Genomic DNA, 22,370 nt, shown 5'->3' on the forward strand with positions numbered 1-22,370 from the left:
AATTGTTTGTTTATATGGGCTCGGTTATAAGTAACGATCTGATCGCTCGCTTTTTCTTGCATCCGATCGCCAGCCATGAACCTTCACCAATTTCGCTTCGTTCGCGAGGCCGTGCGGCAGAAATTCAACCTGACCGAAGCGGCAAAAGCGCTCTATACATCACAACCCGGCGTCTCCAAAGCCATTATCGAGCTGGAGGAAGAGCTGGGTGTCGACATCTTCACACGACACGGCAAGCGCATCCGGGGTCTCACGGAGCCGGGACGGCGCATTCTGGCGTCGGTCGAACGTGTGCTGGAAGAGGTCGAAACGCTCAAGCGCGTGGGTAAGGACTACGCCGCGCAGGACCAGGGCAACTTCACCATCGCCACCACGCACACGCAAGCGCGCTACGCCCTGCCCAAAGCGATTGCCGAGTTCACCCGCAAGTACCCCAAGGTGCGCCTGTCTATTCAGCAGGGCACGCCCGCGCAGATCGCCGAGATGGTGCTGCACGACCAGGCCGATATCGCCATCGCCACCGAGGGCATGTCGCATGTGAAGGATCTGATCTCGATCCCGGGCTACCAATGGCAGCACGTGGTGGTGACGCCACCTGACCACCCGCTGCTTTCGCGCCAGCATCTGACGCTGGAAGACCTGAAGGGCTACCCGATCATCACCTACGACCAGCATTTCGCCGGCCGGCCCAAGATCGACCACGCCTTCGAACTGCGCCAGATCAAGCCCGACATCGTGCTGGAAGCCATCGACGCCGATGTCATCAAGACCTACGTCGAAGTGGGCCTGGGCGTCGGAATCGTCGCCGGCGTGGCGTTTGATGCCGAACGCGACCGCAATCTGCGTGCGATTCCGGCCGGGCATCTGTTTGGCACCAACGTCACGCACCTGGGCGTCAAGCAGGGCGCGTACTTGCGTGGCTTTGTCTACACCTTCATCGAACTGTTTGCGCCCACGCTCACGCGCAAGCTGGTCGAGCAACTGATGTCCGGCGATCACGAAGCGTACGAGCTGTGATTTTCGCCTGACCCTCCCCTGAATTTTCCGGAGACCTCATGACGACCCGACGTCGCCTGCTGTGCGGCCTCGCGCTCATTGCCAGCGCTGCCGCTCTCGCCTTGCCCGCCCACGCCGATATTCGTGTGGGCGTGGTCCTGTCGACCACCGGCCCTGCTGCCGCCATCGGCATCCCGAGCAAGAACACCGTGCAGATGTGGCCCACCACGATCGGCGGCCAGCGCGCGCAGGTCATCATCCTGGACGATGCGTCCGACCCCTCGATGGCCGTGCGCAACGTGCGCAAGCTGATCGCCGAAGACAAGGTGGATGTGATCGTCGGCCCGACGATCGTGCCGACGGCGCTGGCCTCGCTTGACGCCGTAGCCGAGGGGCAAACGCCCATGGTCACGCTGGCCGCGTCGGCATCCATCGTGGAGCCGCAGGATGCCAAGCGCCGCTGGGCGTTCAAGATGCCGCAGAACGATTCGCAGATGGCCACGCTGGTCACGCAGCACATGGCGGACAACGGCGTGCACACCGTCGGCTTTATCGGTTTTACCGATGCGTATGGCGAGAGCTGGTGGCGTGAATTCTCGAAGCTGGCTGACGTACGCAAGCTGAAGGTCGTCGCCAACGAGCGCTTTGCGCGCACGGACACCAGCGTCACGGGCCAGATCCTCAAGCTGATGGCCGCCAAACCCGATGCCATCCTGATTGCCGGGGCCGGCACGCCGGCTGCCCTGCCCCAGCGCACGCTGGTCGAGCGCGGCTACAAGGGCCGCATCTACCAGACGCACGGCATCGCCAGCACCGAATTCCTCAAGGTGGGCGGCAAGGACGTGGAAGGCACGCTCTTCCCGACTGGCCCGGTGGTGGTGGCGCGCGAGTTGCCGGCCGGCCATCCAGTCCGCAAGGTCGCCGTGGAATTTGCTGACCGCTACGAAGCCAAGTACGGCCCGAACACCGTCACGCAATTTGCCGGTGATGCCTGGGGCGCCTATCAATTGCTCGACAACGCCACGGCCCGTGCGCTGAAAACCGGGGCCAAGCCCGGTACTCTGGCCTTCCGCGCCGCCCTGCGCGATGCGCTCGAAACCACGCGCGATCTGACGGTGCCCAACGGCGTGCTGAACCTGAATGCCCAGGATCACCAGGGCTTCGACCAACGCTCGCGCGTCATGGGCATCATCAAGAATGGCCACTTCGCTTACGCCGGCCCGAAGTAAAGAGACAACGAGACACCCGCCATGACACGCATTGCCTTCATCGGCCTCGGCAACATGGGCACGCCGATGGTCCAGCACCTGATTGCAGCCGGCCACACCGTGCGCGCCTACGTGCGTCGCCCCGAAGCTGCCGACAACGCACGCGCTATCGGCGCCGAGCCAGTCAACACGCCCGCCGAAGCTGCACGCGACGCCGAGGTCATTTTCACCAACGTCACTTCCACGGCTAATGTGGAGGGCGTGCTATTGGGGCCGGATGGCGTGATCCACGGCGCACCCCGTGGCGCGGTGTGCATTGACCACAGCACGATCTCCGCCGTGGCCACGCGCCGCATTGCGGCCGAGCTTGGAGCGGCTGGACTGGAATTCCTGGATGCGCCCGTCTCGGGCGGCACCATGGGCGCGCAGAAGGCCACGCTGTCGATCATGGTGGGCGGCAAGCCGGAAGTGCTTGAACGCGTACGCCCGCTGCTGCAACTGCTTGGCACCACCATCACGCACATCGGCGGCCACGGTTCGGGCCAAGTGGCCAAGGCGTGCAACCAGATCGTGCAGGTCATCAACATCCAGGGGATTGCCGAGGCGATGCTGTTTGCACAGGCCCAGGGCACCGACCCGTCGCGCGTGCTGGCGGCCATCGGGCCGGGCTTTGCGGGCAGCCGCATGCTCGACATGATGGGCCCGAAGATGGCCGAACGACACTTTGCCGCCGGCATTGAAGCGCGCCTGCACGACAAAGATTTCGGCCTCGTGCGCGAAATTGCCCACGAGCTCGGCCTGCAGATGCCGGCCATGGAGCTGGTGGCGTCTCAGCTCAACACGCTGGTCGCCAACGGCTGGGGATATGACGACACGTCGTCCCTATTGCGCGTGCTCGAGCTGCAGAACGAACGTAAGCCGGATTGACCATCGGCTGATCCTGCCTTGTGAGGTCTGCCAGACTTCTGGCATAATTGCCGGCTCATCGCACCTGCCCGGGTGGTGAAATTGGTAGACGCAGGGGACTCAAAATCCCCCGCCGCAAGGCGTGCCGGTTCGATTCCGGCCCCGGGCACCAGATTCCAAGCCGCTTCTGTTCACGCAGAAGCGGCTTTTTCATTGGGCGCACATTTGGATGTGCATCGGGCGCCTACCCACAACGCGCCTCCCTAGCCGTGGGATAATGACGTTTTGCCCGGGCGTAGCTCAAGAGGTTGTTCGCACCGGCGCGCGAGGGCCTGTATCCGCGTGGCCCGTTCAGTTTTGAACCTTCTTCAGCACCCCACCATGCCCACCTACCGTTCCAAAACCTCCACCGCCGGCCGCAACATGGCAGGTGCGCGCTCGCTGTGGCGCGCCACCGGCATGAAAGACGAAGACTTTCAGAAGCCGATCATCGCGGTCGTCAACTCGTTCACCCAGTTCGTGCCTGGCCACGTGCACCTGAAGGATCTGGGCCAGCTCGTCGCGCGCGAGATCGAAGCCGCAGGCGGTGTCGCCAAGGAATTCAACACGATCGCCGTGGATGACGGCATCGCCATGGGCCACGACGGCATGCTGTATTCGCTGCCGAGCCGCGACATCATTGCCGACTCGGTGGAATACATGGTCAACGCGCACTGCGCGGATGCCATGGTCTGCATCTCCAACTGCGACAAGATCACCCCGGGCATGCTGATGGCCGCCATGCGACTGAACATCCCGGTGATCTTCGTGTCGGGCGGCCCGATGGAAGCCGGCAAGACCAAGCTTGCCAACCCCGTCACCAAGGCCATCGAGATCAAAAAGCTCGACCTGATCGACGCGATGGTGATTGCCGCCGACAGCAAGTATTCCGACGCAGAAGTGGCGGAAGTCGAACGCTCGGCGTGCCCGACCTGCGGTTCGTGCTCGGGCATGTTCACGGCCAACTCGATGAACTGCCTGACCGAAGCACTGGGCCTGTCGCTGCCGGGCAACGGCACCGTGGTCGCCACGCACGCAGACCGCGAACAGCTCTTCAAGCGCGCTGGCAGTCGCATCGTGGAACTGGCCCGCCAGTACTACGAGCAGGACGACGAACGCGTGCTGCCGCGCTCGGTCGGCTTCAAGGCGTTCGAGAACGCCATGACGCTCGACATCGCCATGGGCGGCTCGACCAACACGATCCTGCACCTGCTGGCCATCGCACAGGAAGCCGAGATCGACTTCACGATGGCCGACATCGACCGCCTGTCGCGCGTTGTGCCGCAGCTCTGCAAGGTCGCGCCGAACACGAACAAGTACCACATCGAAGACGTGCACCGCGCGGGCGGCATCATGGCCATCCTGGGTGAGCTGGACCGCGCCGGCAAGCTGCACACCGACGTGCCGACCGTGCACACCCCCACGATGAAGGACGCGCTGGACCAGTGGGATATCGTCCGCACGTCCGACGAAGCCGTGCAGACGTTTTACCGTGCTGGCCCGGCTGGCATCCCGACGCAGGTGGCGTTCAGCCAGAACACGCGTTGGCCGAGCCTGGACCTCGATCGCGCTGAAGGCTGTATCCGCTCGTACGACCACGCGTTCTCGAAGGAAGGCGGTCTAGCCGTGCTGCGGGGCAATATCGCGCTGGACGGCTGCGTGGTGAAGACCGCCGGCGTGGACGAGAGCATCCTCGTCTTCGAAGGCACGGCGCACGTGACCGAATCGCAGGACGAAGCGGTGGAGAACATCCTCGCCGACAAGGTCAAGGCGGGCGACGTGGTGGTCGTGCGTTACGAAGGCCCCAAGGGCGGCCCCGGCATGCAGGAAATGCTCTACCCGACGAGCTACATCAAGTCGAAGGGCCTGGGCAAAGCCTGTGCACTGCTGACGGACGGCCGCTTCTCCGGCGGCACGTCGGGCCTGTCGATCGGCCACTGCTCGCCGGAAGCGGCTGCGGGCGGCGCAATCGGTCTGGTGCGCAATGGCGACAAGATCCGCATCGACATTCCGAATCGCACGATCAACGTGCTGGTGTCGGATGAAGAGCTGGCGCGTCGCCGCGAAGAGCAGAACGCCAAGGGCTGGAAGCCCGCAAAGGCACGTCCGCGCAAGGTGTCGGCGGCGCTCAAGGCGTATGCCAAGCTGGTCATGTCGGCGGACAAGGGTGCCGTGCGCGACCTGTCGCAGCTGGAGGACTGATAGCACAGCGGGGCCAGCGCCCCACTGCTGCTGAAACCGCTCTTCGGAGCGGTTTTTTTTCGCCAACCGCCGCATTACCCCGAATCAGCCAGTTCCGATATGCGTTACGACTTGTGCCGCCTACAGTCGCCCGCATGAAGACATCATTCCGACGTTTCGTAAGCATCGTGCGTCACGCCGCCAGCGATGCCGTCAGCCCCGCGCGATTCCAGCGCAATCTCGACCTCGCGACGCTGGCGCTCATCGTTGCCAGCGTGCTCGTCGTCATGGCCGACAGCGTGAAAGACCTGCACGCCCAATACGGCGAGGCACTGTATGTGGCCGAGTGGGCGTTCACGTTGCTGTTCACGGCGGAATATCTGTTCCGCCTGCTCACCGCCCCCAAACCCGTCGCCTATGCGCGCAGCTTCTTCGGCATCGTCGACCTGGTGTCGGTGCTGCCGACCTATCTCGCGTTTTTCTTCCCCGGCCTGCACGCGCTGATTGACGTACGCCTGCTGCGGCTGCTGCGCGTGTTCCGCATTCTTGGGCTATCGATTTATCTGGAAGAAGGCCAGGCGCTCATTCGCGCGCTTACCCGCGCACGCCGCAAGATCTTCGTCTTCATCGGCGGCATGTTCGTGCTGGTGGTCATCCTGGGCACGGTGATCTATCTCGTGGAAGGGCCGGAAAACGGCATCACGAGCATTCCCGTGGGTGTGTACTGGGCAGCGGTGACGATGAGCACCACCGGCTACGGCGACCTCACACCGCAAACTCCGTTAGGCCGGTTGATTACGTCATGCGCGATCCTGCTCGGCTACGGCATCATCGCGTTCCCGACCGGCATCATGGGGGCGGAACTCATTGCGACGGCACTGGAGCGCAATCGGCCCACCGCACCGTCGGCAGACACCAACGACACACCGCGATGCCCCTACTGCGGCGGGGCAGTCTCCGTGGTCGATCCCTCCGCTGCATGCCGGGCGCCGGACACTCACCCGCCGCCCAGCCCTCCACACTGACTCACTCCGTTCACCACCGAAGGCCAAGCAACCGCTTGGCCTTTTTGCTTTTGCACGTGGTGGCCACGGCGACTGCACTGCGGACGACATCGCGACCGCCAAATATGTCATGTTGTGATATATTCCGCCGAAACCGCTTCATCAAACCATGCCAGCCCCCCCACCTCGCCTGTTATCCAAGCAGGATTTCGAGACCCTGTCCGATTTCCGCTATCACCTGCGCCGCTTTCTGCGCGCATCTGAAAACTTGATCCAGTCCAAGGGGATCACACCGCTGCAGTATCAGTTGCTGCTGCATATCAAGGGGTTTGCCGGCCGCGAATGGGCCACCGTGGGCGAATTGGCCGAACGTCTGCAAGCCGCACCGCACGGCACGGCGGCACTCGTGACGCGCTGCGAGGAGATCGACCTGGTCGAGCGCCGCCCCAGCGATGCCGACGCGCGGCAGGTGGAAGTCCACCTCACCAAAAAGGGCGATCGCCTCGTCGCCCTGCTGGCCGCGCTGCATCAGAGCGAGCTGGCTGCCTTTAGCCGCGCCTTCAAGATTCCCCATCTCGATCCGTAGCACGCCATGCAAACCTTTGGACACCGGCGCGACTTTGCAACCGATACCATGCTGTTCCGCACCTCCGCGCTCGCAGTGGTGATTGCGGTATTTGCCACGCTGGCAGCCGTGGCTTTGCTCAACCTGATCCGCTTCTTCACCAACCTGTTCTTTTTCCAGACGCTGTCGCTGGCGGAGCATTCCCCGGCCACCAACACGCTGGGCGTGTGGGTGATTGCCGTGCCAGTGTTCGGCGGGCTGATCGTCGGGCTGATGGCGCGCTTCGGCTCGGAGAAGATCCGTGGTCACGGCATTCCCGAGGCCATCGAAGCCATTCTGTTCGGCAAGAGCAAGATGTCGCCCAAGGTGGCGGTGCTCAAACCGCTATCGTCGGGCATCGTGATCGGCAGCGGCGGACCCTTCGGCGCCGAGGGGCCGATCATCATGACGGGCGGCGCGATCGGCTCGCTGTTTGCGCAGTTCTTCAAGCTGACGGCGGCCGAGCGCAAAACGCTGCTCGTGGCCGGCGCCACGGCCGGCATGACCGCCGTGTTCGGTACGCCGGTGGCCGCGCTGCTGCTGGCCGTGGAACTGCTGCTGTTTGAATGGCGGCCCCGCAGCATGCTACCCGTGGCAGTGGCGTGTGCGGTGGCTGGTTTTCTGCGCGTACTGGTGCTAGAGGCCGGCCCGCTGTTTCCGCTGGACACGGCCCCCGCGACCCTGCCTGCGCTAGGGTCGTGCGTGGTCGCCGGCCTGCTGTGCGGCGCGCTGGCGCGCTCGCTCTCGATGGCGCTGTACAAAACCGAAGACCTGTTCGGCCACCTGCCAATCCACTGGATGTGGTGGCCGGCCATCGGCGGGTTGGCCGTCGGCATCGGCGGCTATTTCGAGCCGCGTGCACTGGGGGTCGGCTACGACGTTATCGGCGATCTCCTGCACAACCACCTGGCCATCCGCGTGGCGCTGGCGCTGCTGGTGGTCAAAGCCATCATCTGGGTCATCGCGCTGGGCTCGGGCACCTCGGGCGGTGTGCTGGCGCCGCTCTTGATGATGGGTGCGGGCCTGGGCGTGCTGATCGGGCCTGCGCTGCCAGGTGGGGATCCGGGCTTGTGGCCGCTGGTTTGCATGGCGGCCATGCTGGCCGGCGTGCTGGGTGCTCCGCTCACCGCCATCGTCTTCGCATTCGGGCTCACGCATGATGTGAACGCCCTGCTCCCAATCCTGTTGGCTGTGGCGGTGTCCTATGGCTTTGTGGTGTTGACCATGCCGCGCTCAATCATGACCGAGAAGATCGCGCGGCGCGGTTTCCACATCTATCGCGAATACGCCGTCGATCCGCTGGAACGCCACGCCGTCGATGAAGTGATGACGCGTGCGGTGCAAACCATTGACGCCGCGGCATCCGTGGCCGACGTCCTGGCCGAACGATTCGGCCCGATGCAGGCCCATCGCGCTTTTCCTGTGGTGCGTGGCGGCGCGCTCATCGGCATGCTCGACCGCGATGCCTTGCTGGCCGGCCAAGCGCGCGGCACGCTCACCACTGCTGAACTCTTCGGCGCCAATGCACCGGTGATGGCGCTACCGGGCGAGACCTGCCGCATCGTCGCCACGCGCCTGGCGGTGCATGGGCTGGAGCGGCTACCGGTGGTGGCCGATTCGCAATCGCGGCAACTGGTGGGCATTGTCTCGCGCAGCGACTTGGTCAAGCCGTCGCTGGCGTTCTTTGATGAGGAGCAGCGCCGCGAGCGCTTTCGTCGTGTGCCGTTATCCGGCGCGCGCATGCAGTTGGCATTGCGTCGTCGGCGCGCGGGCCGGGCACGCTAGCTTAGCCGGCCACATGCCGGTTGCGCCCGCTTTCCTTGGCCCGATACAGCGCCAGATCGGCACGCTTGAGCATCTCCGACGCGGTATCGCCCGGCCGGCAGGCAGTCATGCCCATGCTGACGGTCATCGTCAGCCCGGTAGGGAACGTCTCGTCGGATTCGGCCACAGCGGCCCGTAGACGCTCCACTGCTTCGGCTGCAGCCTCCAGCGTGGTGCGGCCCATGACGATGGCGAACTCCTCGCCGCCCAGCCGGCCCACCAGGTCACTGCTGCGCAGCACGCTTGTCGCCAGCGATGCGAAGCGCTGCAGCGCGAGGTCGCCCACCGCGTGGCCCCATGTGTCATTGATGCGCTTGAAGTGGTCCAGATCGGCCAGCACCAGCACAAGCGGCTCGTTGCGGTTGTGGGCCCGCATGAGCGCCGTGTCGAACAACGCCAGAAAGCGGCGCCGTGTCAGCACGCCAGTCAGATGATCGAAGTGCGCCTCGTTGGCGAGCGCGCTGTTGGTACGCTGCAGCCGCTGGTTCAGGTGACGCTGCAGGCGGTGATGCTGCCGCTCGCGCGCCAAGGACCACACCACCAGAGCAATGGTCAGCAGCATGCTCAGGAACAACACAAACGCGATCGTGCGATTGCGATCATGCGTTGCCATGTGCTGGCCCCAAGCGGGCAGCGGTTCCACCACCATGACGGTGAGGTCTGCACTGGCGTTGCGCGAGATCGTGAGTGACGGCATCGCACTGCCCTCGCGCCACACCAGCGCATCGCGCACTTCCACTGGCACCCATTCGGGCACGCTGCGCTGCGTCTGTGCGGTGGGCAGGTAGGGCCACGTCTCAAAATCCACACGTCGGTACGCGTCGTAGCGATCGCTCGGGCTCATGCCCTGCACGCGCGCCGTCGGCAAAGCCTTGCCCACCAGCGACGTATCGGTGGACAGAATGACCAACCCATTCGGGTCGGTCACCAGAGAGGTCGGATGCGACACCCAGTGCTGCAGACGCGTCAGGCTCACCTTGATGCCCATCGCCGCCACGAGGTAGCCCCCGTTGTCATACACCGGCGCGGCAAAGAACAAGCCCGGCACGCCGGTCACCCGACCGACGGTGAACTGCTCGCCGAGGCCACCCAGCATCGCCTCCTGGAGATAGGGCTGCATGCTCGAATGCACGCCCACGAACGAATCGGCACGGCCCGCGTTATTGGCCATCACCACATAGCCGCGCTGGTCGATCACCCACACGTAATCGAGCCCGAGGTTGCCCGCGGTCGTGCTGAGGAATGCGCTGCTGTCGAGCACCTCCTGGTGCGACATCGCCTCTTTGGCGCGCGAGCCCTGGTCCATCAGGCTCCAGCGTCGCGTGTCGACACGCGCCACGGCCCGCGGGATGGTGTCGATTTGCGCAAGCGTTTGCGGAACCGCCCGCAGCAGCGCCACATCGGCGGTGATCTGGCTAGACATGCCCTCGGCCACTTGCGCCGCAAGCTGGCGCCGCGTATCGACCATCTGCCGTACGTCGTGCGCCCCCATTACCCCCGCCACCGTGGTGGCGGCAAACCAGCACAGCGCCACCCCAATCGCCGCGCCCGCCAGCACGAGGGCCAGCCGCACGGCGCGCACACGCTTGGCAGGCGCGAGAGACGGTGTGTGCGATGCAGGCGCGTTCATCTCAGGGCTCGCAGCGCAGAAAATCTGCCACGGTCGGATAGCGCAGCGCCACACGCAACTCGCGCGTCAACCGGGTGTTGCGCAGCCGGCGGGATTCACTCATGAACGACAACAGCGCTGGCTCGATCTGCGCAACGGCTTCGGCCCGCGAAATACGCGGTGGACGCTGCAAGCCGCGCGCATCGGCCACGGCATCGAAGTAATCGCCCATGCGCAGCTCCGACGCATCGCTGGCGTGCAGCACGCGCTGGGGCTTTCCGCGGAACAACGCAGCAATCAATGCACGCGCCAGATCATCGGCATGGATATGGTTGGTGTAGACATCGTCTTCCGCGCGCAAAGCGGGCGTACCCCGCTCCAACCGAGCAACCGGCAGACGCTCGGCAGCATAGATGCCGGGGATGCGCACAATCGACGTGCGCCAGCCGCCGCCCGCGCCAAACCAGCGCACGCGACGCTCGGCGGCCACGCGGCGCTGCGCACGGGCCGTGGTGGGATTCACCGGGCGGGATTCGTCGACCCAGGCGCCGCCCGCATCGCCATACACACCGCTGGTGCTGGCATACACAAACGCCCGCGCTTGGAGGCGGGTTTTCAAGCGGCCCGTCAAGCGACCAGACCTGCGCGCCCGCTGGGGTAAAATGCGACGTTTTGTGGCTCGGGGCAGTTGAGCTGGACGCGCCAGCCTGTACAGCAACGCGGCGGTACGTGGGTCATCGTTGCCGGCGGTCGGCGGCGGCGCCAGATGCAGCACGCGTGGGCTTAAGCCTGCCAAGCGGCGCAGAGAAGCGGCATCGTCCAGATTGGCAACCACGGGCACGGCACCGGCTTCTCGCAACGCTGCACGCCCCGCCTCGCGCGAGGTGACGGCAAAGACGCGGAAACGCGTGCGCAGCATCGTCAGGCAGCGTTGCCCAACATCGCCGCAGCCGACGATCAGCACGCGCGGCCGACCCAAGCCCGGCGTCAATCGGGCAGATTTGGATGGCGGGGCGACTGACAGATTCACCATCGGACGTGCCGCAGCAACGCGACCAGACACTCTTTTCAACATATTCGGAATTGTAGTATGGCTTATCAGATCAACGTGCTGCCCAGCGGCCGCCAGTTCCAGGCCGAAGACGGCGAGACCATCCTTGCAGCAGCGCTGCGCCAGGGCATCGGCCTGCCGTACGGCTGCAAGAACGGCGCGTGCGGCTCATGCAAGGGCCACGTGCGCGAGGGCTCCATCGTGCAGGGCAATCATTCGCCCAACGCGCTCTCCGCCCAGGAAGCGACCGAAGGCCGCGCGCTGTTCTGCTGCGCCACGCCCGCGACGGACGTCACCATCGAAGTGCGCGAAGTGCAAGGCGCCGGCGACGTGCCCATCAAGAAAATCCCGTGCCGCGTCGCGTCGCTGGAAAAGGCCGCGCCGGACGTCACCATCGTCAAGCTACAACTGCCTGCCACCGAGCGTATGCAATTTCTGGCCGGGCAGTACGTGGAATTCCTCCTGCGCGACGGCAAGCGCCGCAGCTACTCGATCGCCAACCCGCCGCATGAAGAAGGCCCGATCGAGCTGCACATCCGCCACATGCCGGGCGGCGCATTTACCGACTACGTCTTCGGCGCCAAGGAAGGCGCCCCGGCCATGAAAGAGCGCGACATCCTGCGCTTTGAAGGGCCGCTCGGCAGCTTCTTCCTGCGTGAAGAATCGGACAAGCCGATCATCCTGCTGGCCTCGGGCACGGGTTTCGCGCCCATCAAGGCCATCGTCGAGCATGCGCAGTTCATCGGCAGCACGCGCCCGATGACGCTGTACTGGGGCGGCCGCCGCCCGCAAGACCTGTACATGCACGCCAAGGCGGAAGAATGGGCCCGCACGATCCCGGGCTTCACGTATGTGCCGGTGGTCTCCAACGCTCTGCCCGAAGACGCCTGGACCGGCCGCACCGGCTTCGTGCACCAGGCCGTGATGGCCGACCACCCGGATCTGTCCAACCACGAGGTCTACGCCTGCGGCGCGCCGGTGGTCATCAACTCGGCCCGCGCGGACTTTGCTGCCCAGTGCAAGATGCATCCGGACGCGTTCTTCGCCGATTCGTTCACCTCGGAGGCCGACCTGCACCCTGCTGGCTAAGGACCGGCTGACGTTGCACAAATCCAAAGACCGTCGAAATTTCGTTTTGACTTGACTTGGCATCCGTCTTATTCTTGCGCCCTATGAACCAAGCCCTGCACTTCCGACGCCGCCGTACGTTGCTCCCTCCGGGAAGCCGCGCGGCTGTCTGCTGATTGCATATCGGGTTCACAGGATTCGACGATCACAAGGCCACGGGGCGCCCCCCGTGGCCTTTGTCTTTTTCCAACTCGCGTTTTTCCACGTTTTCATCTTCCTGCCGCCTTTTTCTGGAGCACTGCCATGGCGTTTGCTGACTACCCCGTCCAGTCCCTGATGTACATCACCAATCGGCCCGAGATCGTCTTCACCGAAGGCAAGGGCTCGTGGCTGACGGATCACAACGGCAAGCGATACCTGGACTTCGTACAGGGCTGGGCCGTCAACTGCCTCGGCCACTCCAACGACGGCATGATCGAAGCGCTCAACGCGCAGGCCAAAAAGCTCATCAACCCGAGCCCGGCCTTCTACAACGAGCCGATGGCCAAGCTGGCCGGCCTGCTGACGGCACACAGCTGCTTCGACAAGGTGTTCTTCGCCAACAGCGGCGCCGAAGCCAACGAAGGCGCCATCAAGCTCGCGCGCAAGTGGGGCAAGAAGCATAAGAACGGCGCATTCCAGATCATCACCTTCGACCACAGCTTCCACGGCCGCACGCTGGCCACCATGAGCGCGTCGGGCAAGGCCGGCTGGGACACCATCTTCGCGCCGCAGGTACCGGGCTTCCCGAAGGCCATCCTGAATGACATCGCCTCGGTGGAAGCACTCATCACCGATGACACCGTCGGCGTGATGCTCGAGCCGGTGCAGGGCGAAGGCGGCGTGCTGCCGGCCACGCCGGAGTTCATGCAGCAACTGCGCGCGCTGACCAAGAAGCACAAGATCCTGCTGATCGTCGATGAAGTGCAGGCGGGCTGCGGCCGTTGCGGCACCCTCTTCGCCTACCAGCTCTCGAACATCGAGCCGGACATCATGACGCTGGGCAAGGGCATCGGCGGCGGCGTGCCGCTGTCGGCCCTGCTGTGCACGGATGAAGTCGCTAGCTTCGAAGCCGGCGATCAGGGCGGCACCTACAACGGCAACCCGCTGATGACGGCCGTCGGCTGCTCGGTGATCGAACAACTGCTGGCCCCGGGCTTCCTGGCCGGCGTGGAAGAGCGCGGTGCCTACCTGCGCAAGCAACTGCTGCAACTGTCGGAAGAATTCGGCCTGGCCGGCGAGCGCGGCAATGGTCTGCTGCGCGCCCTGCTGCTCGGCAAGGACATCGGCGGCCAACTGGTCGAAGCCGCACGCGAGATGAACCCGACGGGCCTGCTGCTCAACGCCCCGCGCCCGAACATCCTGCGCTTCATGCCCGCGCTGAACGTGACGACCGAAGAGATCGACACGATGATCGGCATGCTCCGCACGCTGCTCAAGGCGCACGCCTAAGCCTCATCGCATCACCGGGGCGGCGCACAACGCGTCGCCCTTCACCGCTCCATCTGCTGCCCCTACATTGAGGTTTGCCATGGCCGTAACACGCGCTGTTCCGGCCACGGGGATCGTTTTGTCCGACGATTCCGCGTGGCTCCCGTTGGATTCCATCTACACATTCCTCTCGCAGGAAACGCATTGGGCCCGCGGCCTGCCGCGCGAAGTGTTCGACCGATCGATCGCTAATTCACTGTGCTTCGGCGCGTATCAGCAACGCTATGACGGCTCGCACGGCGACCTCGTGGGCTTTGCGCGCGTCATCACCGATCGCGCCACGTTCGCGTATCTGTGCGACGTGTTTGTCCTGCCCGAGTGGCGCGGCAAAGGTGTCTCGCACGCATTGATGGATTTCCTGCGCGAGCATCCGGAGCTGCAAGGCTTGCGCCGCACCGTGCTGGTCACCACGGATGCCGACGGGCTCTACCGCAAGCACGGTTTTACTGACGTGCCCGGCGACAGCGGCTTCATGCAACTGCATCGACCGAAGGTCTATCAAGCCGCATCGGCGTAGCGCACCAAAGAAAAACGCCTCGCAACTGCGAGGCGTTTTCCATGGGACAGCTTGGTGTTTACTCGCCCAGGTAGGCGGCACGCACCTTCGGGTCGTCCAGCATCTGCTTGGCTTCGCCGCTCATGGTGATGAGACCGGAGTCCATCACGTAGCCGCGGTGCGCTGCCTGCAGCGCCAGGCGGGCGTTCTGCTCGACGAGCAGCACGGTCACGCCTTGCGCCGAGATGTCGCGCACCACCTCGAAGATCTTCTCCACCATGATCGGCGAGAGACCCATCGACGGTTCATCCAGCAGCAGCAGCTTCGGTTGGCTCATCAGCGCGCGCGCCATGGCCAGCATCTGCTGCTCGCCGCCCGACATCGTGCCGGCCAGCTGGTTGGCACGCTCTTTCAGGCGCGGGAAGATGCCGAACATGCGCTCGATGTCGAGCTTGATCTGCGCATCGTCGTTGCGGGTGAAGGCACCCATCTGCAGGTTCTCGGTGATGGTCATGCGCGCGAACACGCCGCGGCCTTCCGGCACCATCGCCAAGCCCTGCTTGAGCAGGTTGTAGCTCGGCACGCCCTTGATGGACTTGCCCAGATACTGCACGTCGCCGCCCGCCCAGCCTTGCAGGCCGGTGATGGCCTTCATGGTGGTCGTCTTGCCGGCGCCGTTGGCACCGATCAGCGTAACGAGCTCGCCTTCGCGGATCTCCAGATCCACGCCCTTGACTGCCTGGATGCCGCCGTAAGCAACCTTCAGACCGTCGATCTTCAACATCACTGGTTTCATTGTTCCGTTCCTCTGCATCAGTGCGCCGATGCGCCGAGGTAGGCCTCGATCACGGCCGGGTTGCTCTGCACTTCCTGCGGCAGACCTTGTGCGATCACCTTGCCGTAGTCGAGCACGGTCAGGCGGTTACACAGGCCCATCACCAGCTTCACGTCGTGCTCGATCAGCAGGATGGTCTTGCCGTCGGAACGGATCTTGTCCAGCAGGCCACGGAGTTCCACCTTTTCCGTGGCGTTCATGCCGGCAGCCGGTTCGTCCAGGGCCAGCAGCTTGGGCTGCGTGGCCAGGGCGCGGGCGATTTCCAGACGACGCTGGTGGCCGTACGACAGGTTGCGCGCTGTGTAGTTGGCGTACTTGCCGATGCCGACGTACTCCAGCAGGTCGTGCGCCCAGTCTTCGATGGACGCCTCTTCCTCACGCGCAGCCTTGGTTCGGAACACCGCGCCGAGCAGGCCGGCCTTGGTGCGCACGTGGCGGCCGACCATGACGTTTTCCGCCGCGGTCATGTCGCCGAACAGGCGGATGTTCTGGAACGTGCGGGCGATACCGGCCTTGGCCACTTCATGCACGGCGGTCGGCTGGTAGGGGATGCCACCCAGCACGAAGTCACCGGCGTCCGGCGTGTACAGGCCCGTGATGACGTTGAAGAACGTGGTCTTGCCGGCGCCGTTCGGGCCGATCAAGCCGTAGATCTCGCCTTCGCGGATCTCCAGGTTCACGTCGGACAGCGCCTGCAGGCCGCCGAAACGCTTGCTCACTCCTCGGATCGAGAGGAGGACGTTGTTGTTGCTCATGTTGCGTGCCTCCAATCAGATGCGGGACAACCCACCGACCCGCGCCTTCTGCGGACGGTCTTCCTTGCGCGGCGAGGGCCAGAGGCCCGCAGGGCGATACAGCATCACCACCACCATCGCCAGGCCGAAGAGCAACTGACGCAGCACTTCCGCTTCCACGATCACATGGCCGAACAGCTTGTTCTGGATCGGCTCGGCCAGGGCACGCAGCAGTTCCTGGAAGCCCACCAGCAGAATGCCGCCCAGGATCACGCCCGGGATATGGCCCATGCCGCCCAGCACCACGATCGCCAGGATGTAGATCGACTCCCACAGCACGAACGATTCCGGCGACACGAAGCCCTGGAACGACGCGAACATCGCCCCCGACACGCCACCGAACGACGCGCCCATGGCAAAGGCCAGCAGCTTCACGTTGCGGGTGTTGATACCCATCGCCTTGGCAGCGATTTCATCTTCACGGATGGCAACCCATGCACGACCGATACGCGAGTTCTGCAGGCGCAAGCACACGATGATGATGATCGCGGCCAGCAGCACGAACAGGTAGTAGTACATGTAGACCGAGTCGAAGCGGATGCCGAAAAAGTCGTGGCGCTTCGAGAAGTCAAACCCGAGGATCTTGACCGGCTCGATCAGGTTGATGCCCTTCGGACCGTTGGTGATGTTCACCGGGCGGTCGAGGTTGTTCATGAAGATGCGGATGATTTCACCAAAGCCCAGCGTCACGATGGCGAGGTAGTCGCCGCGCAGCTTCAGCGTCGGCGCGCCCAGCAGGATGCCGAACAACGCCGCCAGACCCGCGCCCAGCGGAATCACCCACCAGACGATGAGGTGCAGCCCGTTGGGGAACAGTTGGTGAATCCACTCGAACTGGTTGGTCAGATGCGGCGAACCCAGCAGCCCCATCATGTACGCCCCCACCGCGTAGAACGCGATATAGCCCAGATCGAGCAGGCCGGCAAAGCCCACCACGATGTTCAGGCCCAGGGCCAGCATGATGTAGAGCAGCGCGAAGTCGAGCACGCGCACCCAGTAGTTACCACCTGCGGCACCGACGATGAACGGTGCGAACAGGGCCAGAATCAGGAAGCCGTAGAGCGCAGCGCGCGTCTTCTTCGGAGCCTTGAATTCGGTTGCAGTTTCTGTCATGGCGCTCCCCTTTCTTATGCGCGGTCCGCAACGCGTTCACCCATGATGCCGGACGGGCGGAACAGCAGCACGCCAATCAGCACGATGAATGCGAACACATCCTGGTAGTTCGAACCGAACACACCGCCAGTCAAGTCACCGATATAACCGGCACCCAGTGCTTCGATCAGGCCCAGCAGCATGCCGCCGACCATGGCGCCAGCCAGGTTGCCGATGCCGCCCAGCACTGCGGCGGTAAACGCCTTCAGGCCAGGGATGAAGCCCATGTAGAAGTGGGCATTGCCGTAATTGGTCGCCATCATCACGCCCGCGACCGCTGCCATGGCAGCACCGATCATGAACGTGGCGGAGATCACGAAGTTCGGGTTGACGCCCATCAGGCCTGCCACACGCTGGTTCTCGGCGGTCGCACGCATGGCGCGGCCGAGCTTGGTGCGGTTGACCAGCAGGATCAGCCCAACCATCACCAGGATCGACACCAGGATGATGACGATTTCCTTGCCCGTGATGGTCGCGCCCGTGGAGCCGATATCAATCGGGCTCGAAGGCAGCAACTGCGGGAAGGTCAGCGGGTTGCGCGACCAGATCATCATGGCCAGGGTCTGCAGCACGATCGACACGCCGATGGCGGTGATCAGCGGCGCCAGACGCGGCGCATTGCGCAGCGGCCGGTAGGCGACCCGTTCAATGGTGTAGGCCACGATGGCGCAGACCGGCATGGCAAACAGCAGTGCAAAGACGAGCGTGAGCCAGTCAGGCAGATTGGGAAAGTATTTTTGTAGGAAGTTGATGGCGGTCAACGCGGACATTGCACCGACCATCAGGACATCGCCGTGGGCAAAGTTGATGATGCCGAGAATACCGTAGACCATGGTGTAGCCAAGTGCGATCAGCGCGTAAATGCTGCCGAGCACCAGACCGTTCATGATCTGCTGGATAAAGATATCCATGAGAACAGCTCCTGCTATGCCTTGCTTTGTTGTAGACGACGCTGTGGCGTGCCCGCAAGGTATGCGATCAATCGGATGGGTAAGGTGAGGTTGCTGGTAAGCGGCCTGCCGAACGCGCCCATGGTGAGGGCCTTGTGTAACTGGCGAGGCTATAAAAAACGGCACCGCTAGGGTAGGCGCGGTGCCGTTTTTAGGGCGGTAACCCTTCGATTACATCTTCACAACGTCAAGAACGCTCTTCTTCTTGTCCTTGTAGTTGTACAGGGTGATCGAACCTTCCTTCAGGTCACCCTTGGCATCGAACGCGATGTTGCCGATCACGCCGTTGTAGTTGGTTGCCGGCATGGCAGCCAGGATCTTGGCAGCGTCGGTCGAGTTGGCACGCTTCATCGCATCGATGATCACGTTGACGGCGTCATACGTGAACGGTGCGTAGATCTGCACCGGCGTGTTGAAGCGCGCTTGGTACTTCTTCTCGAAGTCTGCGCCCTTCTCCATCTTCGACAGCGCCAGGCCTGCTTCCGAGCAGACGATGTTGTCGATGGCGTCGCCAGCGAGTTCAGCAACCTTGTCGGTACACACGCCGTCGCCGCCAACGATCTTGGCCGTGATGCCCAGTTCCTTGGCCTGCTTGGCGAACGGACCGCCGGTGGCATCCATGCCGCCGTACATGATCACGTCCGGCTTCTTGCCCTTGATCTTGGTCAGAATGGCCTTGAAGTCGGTCGCCTTGTCGTTGGTGGCTTCACGTGCCACGACATTCACGCCGCCGGCCTTCGCGGTCTTCTCGAACTCGTCGGCCAGGCCCTTACCGTAGGCGGTGGCATCGTCAACGATGGCCACGGTCTTGGCGCCCAGGGTCTTGGCGGCGTAGTTCGCCAGTGCCGGACCTTGCTGCGCGTCGGTCGCAACCACGCGGTAGGTCGTCTTGAAGCCTTGCTTGGTGTAGTCGGGGTTGGTCAACGACGGCGAGATCTGCACGATGCCTGCATCGCTGTAGATCTTCGAAGCCGGGATCGAAACGCCCGAGTTCAGGTGGCCAACAACGGCGACAACCTTCTCGTCGACCAGCTTCTGCGCCACGGCAGTGCCAGTCTTCGGGTCGCCCGCATCGTCTTCACCGACCAGTTCCAGCTTGATCTTCTTGCCGTCGATGGTCAGGCCTTCCTTGTTGGCCTCTTCAACGGCCAGACGTGCGCCGTTTTCGTTGTCTTTGCCAAGGTGGGCAATCCCGCCCGTGAGCGGTGCAGCATGACCGATCTTGACGACGGTCTCGCCACCACCGGCAGCGGCGGCCGGAGCCGACGTTGCTGCAGGTGCAGCAGCTTGGTCTGCGGGCTTTTCCTCGTTCTTACCGCAAGCTGCTACGAGTGCCACGGCAGCCGCAAGCGGCAGAACTTTGGCAAACTTAATTTGCATGAGTGATCTCCTAGATCTCGCAAGAGCAAGAAGAGCGTCCTGCCTCCCGGCCGCTCCCCCTGCGCCGAATTGTTTCAATTTGAAACGCGCGAATTGTATCCCCTTTTTTTGCGGATGCAATACGCGTCGCAACAACGATTTTTACCGTAATTACGCCGTTTTACGGGCTTTCCCCAATGCCCAAACAGGCGTCATTTCGCGCAGGCATTCGCGATAGGCGAAAGGTCATAACAAGAACCGTGCCAGACTAGGGGAAACCCTGGAGCCATGCGGCTTGGCGGGCGATATGCACGGTAAATCAAGGCTTCGCGGGCGTTGATGCCGTTTTTGCAATGCACAAAATGAAACGGCCACCCTGGTTAGAGTGGCCGCTGATGATCCAAAAGCGCTTTATGCACCGCATTAGGGCGCACCGTCTTTGTGCACTTCTTTTTTTCTGTTAAGTGGGCATTTACATAAAGGCATTCAATTGATTTGAAGTCCCCTCGGCAGGGGGAAGGACATGTTTTCCTGAATGCCGTCCAACGGGCGCACCGTGCGCGCGCCCAATGCCTTGAGCCGGTCGACAATCGACTGCGCCAACTCTTCCGGCGCCGAAGCGCCCGCCGTCAGGCCGACACGGCGCTTGCCGGCCAACCATTCGGGCTTCACCTGTTCCGGCGTATCTACCATATAGGCAGGCACCCCCAGCTTCTCGGCCAGTTCGCGCAGCCGGTTGGAGTTGGAGCTATTCGGGCTGCCGACCACGATCACCACTTCCACTTGCGGCGCCATGAACTTGACCGCGTCCTGGCGATTCTGCGTGGCATAGCAGATGTCCTGCTTCTTCGGCTCGTGCACCGTCGGGAAGCGCGCCTTGATGGCCGCTACGATCTCCTGCGTCTCATCCACCGACAGCGTGGTCTGCGTGACATACGCCAGGCGGGTCGGGTCCTTCACCACGAGATGCGTGACGTCGTCGACGGACTCCACCAGCAGCATGCCGTCGTTGGCCTGGCCCATCGTGCCCTCCACTTCAGGGTGTCCCTTGTGGCCGATCATGATGATCTCGAAGCCTTGCGCACGCATCTTCGAGACTTCAACGTGCACCTTGGTCACCAACGGACACGTCGCATCAAATACGCGCAGGCCGCGCGCCTCGGCCGCCTCGCGCACCGCACGCGACACGCCATGCGCGCTGAAGATGACGGTGCCGCCCACCGGCACATCGTCCAACTCCTGCACGAACACCGCGCCCTTGTTGCGAAGATCGCTCACCACGTAGGCGTTGTGCACGATCTCGTGGCGCACGTAGATCGGCGCGCCAAACAGCTCGAGCGCGCGTTCGACGATCTCGATGGCGCGATCCACGCCGGCGCAAAAGCCTCGCGGCTGTGCGAGCAGGACTTCGGCGTCGGCTTGGGTAACAGGATCGATGGGGGCGGTCACAGCGTTGCTCATTACAGAATGCCGATCAGTTGGACTTCAAACACGATGGTCTGGCCGGCCAGCGGGTGGTTGAAATCGAACAGCGCGGAGGTCTCGCCGACTTCCTTGAGTACCCCGGCGTACTTGCCGCCGCTGGGCGCGTTGAACTCAACCAGATCGCCCGGCTGGTAATCCTCTTCAAACGAGGAGTTCTCGCGCAGCGTGGCCAGCGACACGCGCTGCAGCAGCTCCGGGTTGCGCGGGCCGAACGCATGCTCGGGCGCCAGGCGGAACGTCGTGCGCTCACCCTCGCGCATGCCCAGCAGCGCCTGCTCCAGCGTAGGCGCCATCTGGCCCTGGCCCAGCAGCAGCGTGGCCGGCTTTTCGCCGAAGGTCGTCACGATATCCGTGTCGTTTTCCAACGCGATGCGGTAGTGCAGCGTCAGAAAAGAATCCGGGCCAACCACCTTGGCTGCATCGCCTGACGTCGCTGTGGACGCCTCGTTCACCAAATTTTGCACGCTCAACCTGCTTGACCAAAAAGTAACCCGTTATTGTACGTCAGCCCTTCCGGCGGCCGCAGGCGCGGCGCCAGCCGCACATCTATATCTATAGGGCTTTTCCACCCTCGCTCCCCCTTATGGCAATCGTCGACTGGCCCGCTCACGAGCGGCCCCGTGAAAAACTGCTCGCCCACGGCCCGGGCGCGCTCTCCGATGCAGAGCTGCTGGCCATCTTCCTGCGGGTCGGCATGCCCGGCAAAAGCGCCGTCGACCTCGCGCGCGAACTATTGACGCACTTTGGCTCGCTCGGGCGGTTGTGCCACGCCTCGCAGCAAGAGTTTTCGTCGATCAACGGCATGGGGCCAGCCAAATACGCGCAATTGCACGCGCTGCTGGAGGTCGCTCGCCGCGCCCTCAAAGAAGACATCACCCACGGCCAGACCTTCGAATCCCCACAAAGCGTGAAGGATTTCCTGCGCCTGACGCTCGGCCACCGCCCGCACGAGGTGTTTGCCTGCCTCTTTCTAGATGTACGGCATCGCCTGATTGCGTGGGAGGAGCTGTTCCGCGGCACGCTGACCGAAGCCCGCGTCTACCCGCGTGAAATTGCCAAGCGCGCCTTGCATCACAATGCAGCCGCTGTCATCCTCGCGCACAACCACCCCACCGGCCACGCCGAACCCAGCGAATCCGACATCACCCTGACCCGCGAGCTTTGCCGCGCGCTGGCTTTGCTGGACGTGATGGTGCTGGATCACATGATCGTCGGGCGGACCACGGTGTATGGCTTCCTGGAGCACGGCAAGATGTAGCGCCGACGCCGCATCGCGTGG

At 63.6% G+C, this 22,370-nt stretch carries 20 protein-coding genes and 1 tRNA gene; 12 read left to right on the forward strand and 9 right to left on the reverse strand.

The features are described from left to right. The first annotated feature begins 75 nt into the window (after positions 1 to 75). The 8 genes from ACS7SF_RS04510 (at position 76) to ACS7SF_RS04545 (ending at position 8,723) form a co-directional block, all read left to right on the forward strand. Positions 76 to 1,017: a CysB family HTH-type transcriptional regulator gene (locus ACS7SF_RS04510; protein WP_438930173.1), complete on the forward strand. Its 942-nt coding sequence runs from the start codon at positions 76 to 78 to the stop codon at positions 1,015 to 1,017. 38 nt (positions 1,018 to 1,055) lie between these two features. Beyond that, entirely contained in the window at positions 1,056 to 2,225 is a 1,170-nt protein-coding gene (locus ACS7SF_RS04515; protein WP_439891870.1) for an ABC transporter substrate-binding protein, read from the forward strand. A gap of 21 nt (positions 2,226 to 2,246) precedes the next feature. Next, positions 2,247 to 3,131 carry an NAD(P)-dependent oxidoreductase gene (locus tag ACS7SF_RS04520; protein WP_439891871.1) on the forward strand — a complete coding sequence of 295 codons (885 nt, stop codon included), beginning with the start codon at positions 2,247 to 2,249 and terminating at the stop codon, positions 3,129 to 3,131. A 66-nt stretch (positions 3,132 to 3,197) separates the two neighbouring features. Next, positions 3,198 to 3,282 (forward strand) — tRNA-Leu (locus ACS7SF_RS04525). Positions 3,283 to 3,491: 209 nt separating this feature from the next. After that, positions 3,492 to 5,351: a dihydroxy-acid dehydratase gene (gene ilvD, locus ACS7SF_RS04530; RefSeq protein ID WP_439891872.1), complete on the forward strand. Its 1,860-nt coding sequence runs from the start codon at positions 3,492 to 3,494 to the stop codon at positions 5,349 to 5,351. 134 nt (positions 5,352 to 5,485) lie between these two features. Beyond that, positions 5,486 to 6,355 carry an ion transporter gene (locus ACS7SF_RS04535; RefSeq protein WP_439891873.1) on the forward strand — a complete coding sequence of 290 codons (870 nt, stop codon included), beginning with the start codon at positions 5,486 to 5,488 and terminating at the stop codon, positions 6,353 to 6,355. A 148-nt stretch (positions 6,356 to 6,503) separates the two neighbouring features. Beyond that, complete coding sequence (locus tag ACS7SF_RS04540) at positions 6,504 to 6,920, forward strand: MarR family winged helix-turn-helix transcriptional regulator (RefSeq protein ID WP_439891874.1); 417 nt, start codon at positions 6,504 to 6,506, stop codon at positions 6,918 to 6,920. Positions 6,921 to 6,926: 6 nt separating this feature from the next. Continuing rightward, positions 6,927 to 8,723, forward strand: coding sequence for a chloride channel protein (locus ACS7SF_RS04545; RefSeq protein ID WP_439891875.1), 1,797 nt, complete (start codon positions 6,927 to 6,929; stop codon positions 8,721 to 8,723). Position 8,724: 1 nt separating this feature from the next. Here ACS7SF_RS04545 and ACS7SF_RS04550 read toward each other — a convergent pair whose 3' ends face one another. Both ACS7SF_RS04550 and ACS7SF_RS04555 read right to left on the reverse strand, forming a co-directional pair. Next, positions 8,725 to 10,392, reverse strand: a complete 1,668-nt coding sequence (locus ACS7SF_RS04550) for a sensor domain-containing diguanylate cyclase (protein ID WP_439891876.1) — start codon at positions 10,390 to 10,392, stop codon at positions 8,725 to 8,727. Position 10,393: 1 nt separating this feature from the next. Beyond that, complete coding sequence (locus ACS7SF_RS04555; RefSeq protein WP_439891877.1) at positions 10,394 to 11,404, reverse strand: NAD-dependent epimerase/dehydratase family protein; 1,011 nt, start codon at positions 11,402 to 11,404, stop codon at positions 10,394 to 10,396. A 57-nt stretch (positions 11,405 to 11,461) separates the two neighbouring features. Here ACS7SF_RS04555 and ACS7SF_RS04560 point away from each other — a divergent pair, with 57 nt between their 5' ends. From ACS7SF_RS04560 to ACS7SF_RS04570, 3 genes are all read left to right on the forward strand, one after another. Then, a complete protein-coding gene (locus ACS7SF_RS04560; RefSeq protein ID WP_439891878.1) occupies positions 11,462 to 12,511 on the forward strand; it encodes a CDP-6-deoxy-delta-3,4-glucoseen reductase in 1,050 nt (349 codons plus the stop codon). Between the two features lie 282 nt (positions 12,512 to 12,793). After that, complete coding sequence (locus ACS7SF_RS04565; protein ID WP_426394531.1) at positions 12,794 to 13,981, forward strand: acetylornithine transaminase; 1,188 nt, start codon at positions 12,794 to 12,796, stop codon at positions 13,979 to 13,981. A 79-nt stretch (positions 13,982 to 14,060) separates the two neighbouring features. After that, positions 14,061 to 14,537, forward strand: coding sequence for a GNAT family N-acetyltransferase (locus ACS7SF_RS04570; protein ID WP_439891879.1), 477 nt, complete (start codon positions 14,061 to 14,063; stop codon positions 14,535 to 14,537). A gap of 58 nt (positions 14,538 to 14,595) precedes the next feature. Here ACS7SF_RS04570 and ACS7SF_RS04575 read toward each other — a convergent pair whose 3' ends face one another. From ACS7SF_RS04575 to ACS7SF_RS04605, 7 genes are all read right to left on the reverse strand, one after another. After that, positions 14,596 to 15,312 (reverse strand): ABC transporter ATP-binding protein, encoded by a 717-nt coding sequence (locus ACS7SF_RS04575; protein WP_439891880.1) that lies wholly within the window; start codon positions 15,310 to 15,312, stop codon positions 14,596 to 14,598. 17 nt (positions 15,313 to 15,329) lie between these two features. Continuing rightward, positions 15,330 to 16,106 (reverse strand): ABC transporter ATP-binding protein, encoded by a 777-nt coding sequence (locus ACS7SF_RS04580; protein ID WP_426394536.1) that lies wholly within the window; start codon positions 16,104 to 16,106, stop codon positions 15,330 to 15,332. Positions 16,107 to 16,121: 15 nt separating this feature from the next. Then, a complete protein-coding gene (locus ACS7SF_RS04585; protein ID WP_426394538.1) occupies positions 16,122 to 17,258 on the reverse strand; it encodes an ABC transporter permease subunit in 1,137 nt (378 codons plus the stop codon). A 14-nt stretch (positions 17,259 to 17,272) separates the two neighbouring features. Then, on the reverse strand, positions 17,273 to 18,208 hold the full coding sequence (locus ACS7SF_RS04590; RefSeq protein WP_439891881.1) for a branched-chain amino acid ABC transporter permease: 936 nt from the start codon (positions 18,206 to 18,208) through the stop codon (positions 17,273 to 17,275). A gap of 210 nt (positions 18,209 to 18,418) precedes the next feature. Continuing rightward, the gene (locus ACS7SF_RS04595; protein WP_439891882.1) at positions 18,419 to 19,627 is read right to left on the reverse strand and encodes a branched-chain amino acid ABC transporter substrate-binding protein; all 1,209 of its coding nucleotides are present in this window, start codon (positions 19,625 to 19,627) and stop codon (positions 18,419 to 18,421) included. A 465-nt stretch (positions 19,628 to 20,092) separates the two neighbouring features. Next, entirely contained in the window at positions 20,093 to 21,067 is a 975-nt protein-coding gene (gene ispH / locus ACS7SF_RS04600; RefSeq protein WP_439891883.1) for a 4-hydroxy-3-methylbut-2-enyl diphosphate reductase, read from the reverse strand. Further along, positions 21,067 to 21,555 (reverse strand): FKBP-type peptidyl-prolyl cis-trans isomerase, encoded by a 489-nt coding sequence (locus tag ACS7SF_RS04605; protein ID WP_439891884.1) that lies wholly within the window; start codon positions 21,553 to 21,555, stop codon positions 21,067 to 21,069. The genes ispH and ACS7SF_RS04605 overlap by 1 nt, the downstream gene beginning before the upstream one ends. A gap of 119 nt (positions 21,556 to 21,674) precedes the next feature. On the opposite strand from ACS7SF_RS04605, the gene radC reads away from it, so the two are divergent. Next, a complete protein-coding gene (gene radC / locus ACS7SF_RS04610; protein WP_426394545.1) occupies positions 21,675 to 22,349 on the forward strand; it encodes a RadC family protein in 675 nt (224 codons plus the stop codon). Positions 22,350 to 22,370: the final 21 nt, after the last annotated feature.

The sequence above is a fragment of the Ralstonia sp. 25C genome (assembly GCF_051904805.1).
Taxonomy (GTDB): Bacteria; Pseudomonadota; Gammaproteobacteria; order Burkholderiales; family Burkholderiaceae; genus Ralstonia.

What these genes read in the sequence shown, in the direction of transcription:
- ACS7SF_RS04570 (WP_439891879.1), top strand. Translation starts at nt 14,061, where the DNA reads ATGGCCGTAACACGCGCTGTTCCGGCCACGGGGATCGTTTTGTCCGAC.
- ACS7SF_RS04510 (WP_438930173.1), top strand. Translation starts at nt 76, where the DNA reads ATGAACCTTCACCAATTTCGCTTCGTTCGCGAGGCCGTGCGGCAGAAA.
- ACS7SF_RS04515 (WP_439891870.1), top strand. Translation starts at nt 1,056, where the DNA reads ATGACGACCCGACGTCGCCTGCTGTGCGGCCTCGCGCTCATTGCCAGC.
- ACS7SF_RS04580 (WP_426394536.1), bottom strand. Translation starts at nt 16,106, where the DNA reads ATGAGCAACAACAACGTCCTCCTCTCGATCCGAGGAGTGAGCAAGCGT.
- ACS7SF_RS04540 (WP_439891874.1), top strand. Translation starts at nt 6,504, where the DNA reads ATGCCAGCCCCCCCACCTCGCCTGTTATCCAAGCAGGATTTCGAGACC.
- ACS7SF_RS04520 (WP_439891871.1), top strand. Translation starts at nt 2,247, where the DNA reads ATGACACGCATTGCCTTCATCGGCCTCGGCAACATGGGCACGCCGATG.
- ACS7SF_RS04590 (WP_439891881.1), bottom strand. Translation starts at nt 18,208, where the DNA reads ATGGATATCTTTATCCAGCAGATCATGAACGGTCTGGTGCTCGGCAGC.
- ACS7SF_RS04565 (WP_426394531.1), top strand. Translation starts at nt 12,794, where the DNA reads ATGGCGTTTGCTGACTACCCCGTCCAGTCCCTGATGTACATCACCAAT.
- ispH (WP_439891883.1), bottom strand. Translation starts at nt 21,067, where the DNA reads ATGAGCAACGCTGTGACCGCCCCCATCGATCCTGTTACCCAAGCCGAC.
- ACS7SF_RS04595 (WP_439891882.1), bottom strand. Translation starts at nt 19,627, where the DNA reads ATGCAAATTAAGTTTGCCAAAGTTCTGCCGCTTGCGGCTGCCGTGGCA.
- ACS7SF_RS04535 (WP_439891873.1), top strand. Translation starts at nt 5,486, where the DNA reads ATGAAGACATCATTCCGACGTTTCGTAAGCATCGTGCGTCACGCCGCC.
- ACS7SF_RS04575 (WP_439891880.1), bottom strand. Translation starts at nt 15,312, where the DNA reads ATGAAACCAGTGATGTTGAAGATCGACGGTCTGAAGGTTGCTTACGGC.
- ilvD (WP_439891872.1), top strand. Translation starts at nt 3,492, where the DNA reads ATGCCCACCTACCGTTCCAAAACCTCCACCGCCGGCCGCAACATGGCA.
- ACS7SF_RS04560 (WP_439891878.1), top strand. Translation starts at nt 11,462, where the DNA reads ATGGCTTATCAGATCAACGTGCTGCCCAGCGGCCGCCAGTTCCAGGCC.
- radC (WP_426394545.1), top strand. Translation starts at nt 21,675, where the DNA reads ATGGCAATCGTCGACTGGCCCGCTCACGAGCGGCCCCGTGAAAAACTG.
- ACS7SF_RS04555 (WP_439891877.1), bottom strand. Translation starts at nt 11,404, where the DNA reads ATGGTGAATCTGTCAGTCGCCCCGCCATCCAAATCTGCCCGATTGACG.
- ACS7SF_RS04550 (WP_439891876.1), bottom strand. Translation starts at nt 10,392, where the DNA reads ATGAACGCGCCTGCATCGCACACACCGTCTCTCGCGCCTGCCAAGCGT.
- ACS7SF_RS04545 (WP_439891875.1), top strand. Translation starts at nt 6,927, where the DNA reads ATGCAAACCTTTGGACACCGGCGCGACTTTGCAACCGATACCATGCTG.
- ACS7SF_RS04585 (WP_426394538.1), bottom strand. Translation starts at nt 17,258, where the DNA reads ATGACAGAAACTGCAACCGAATTCAAGGCTCCGAAGAAGACGCGCGCT.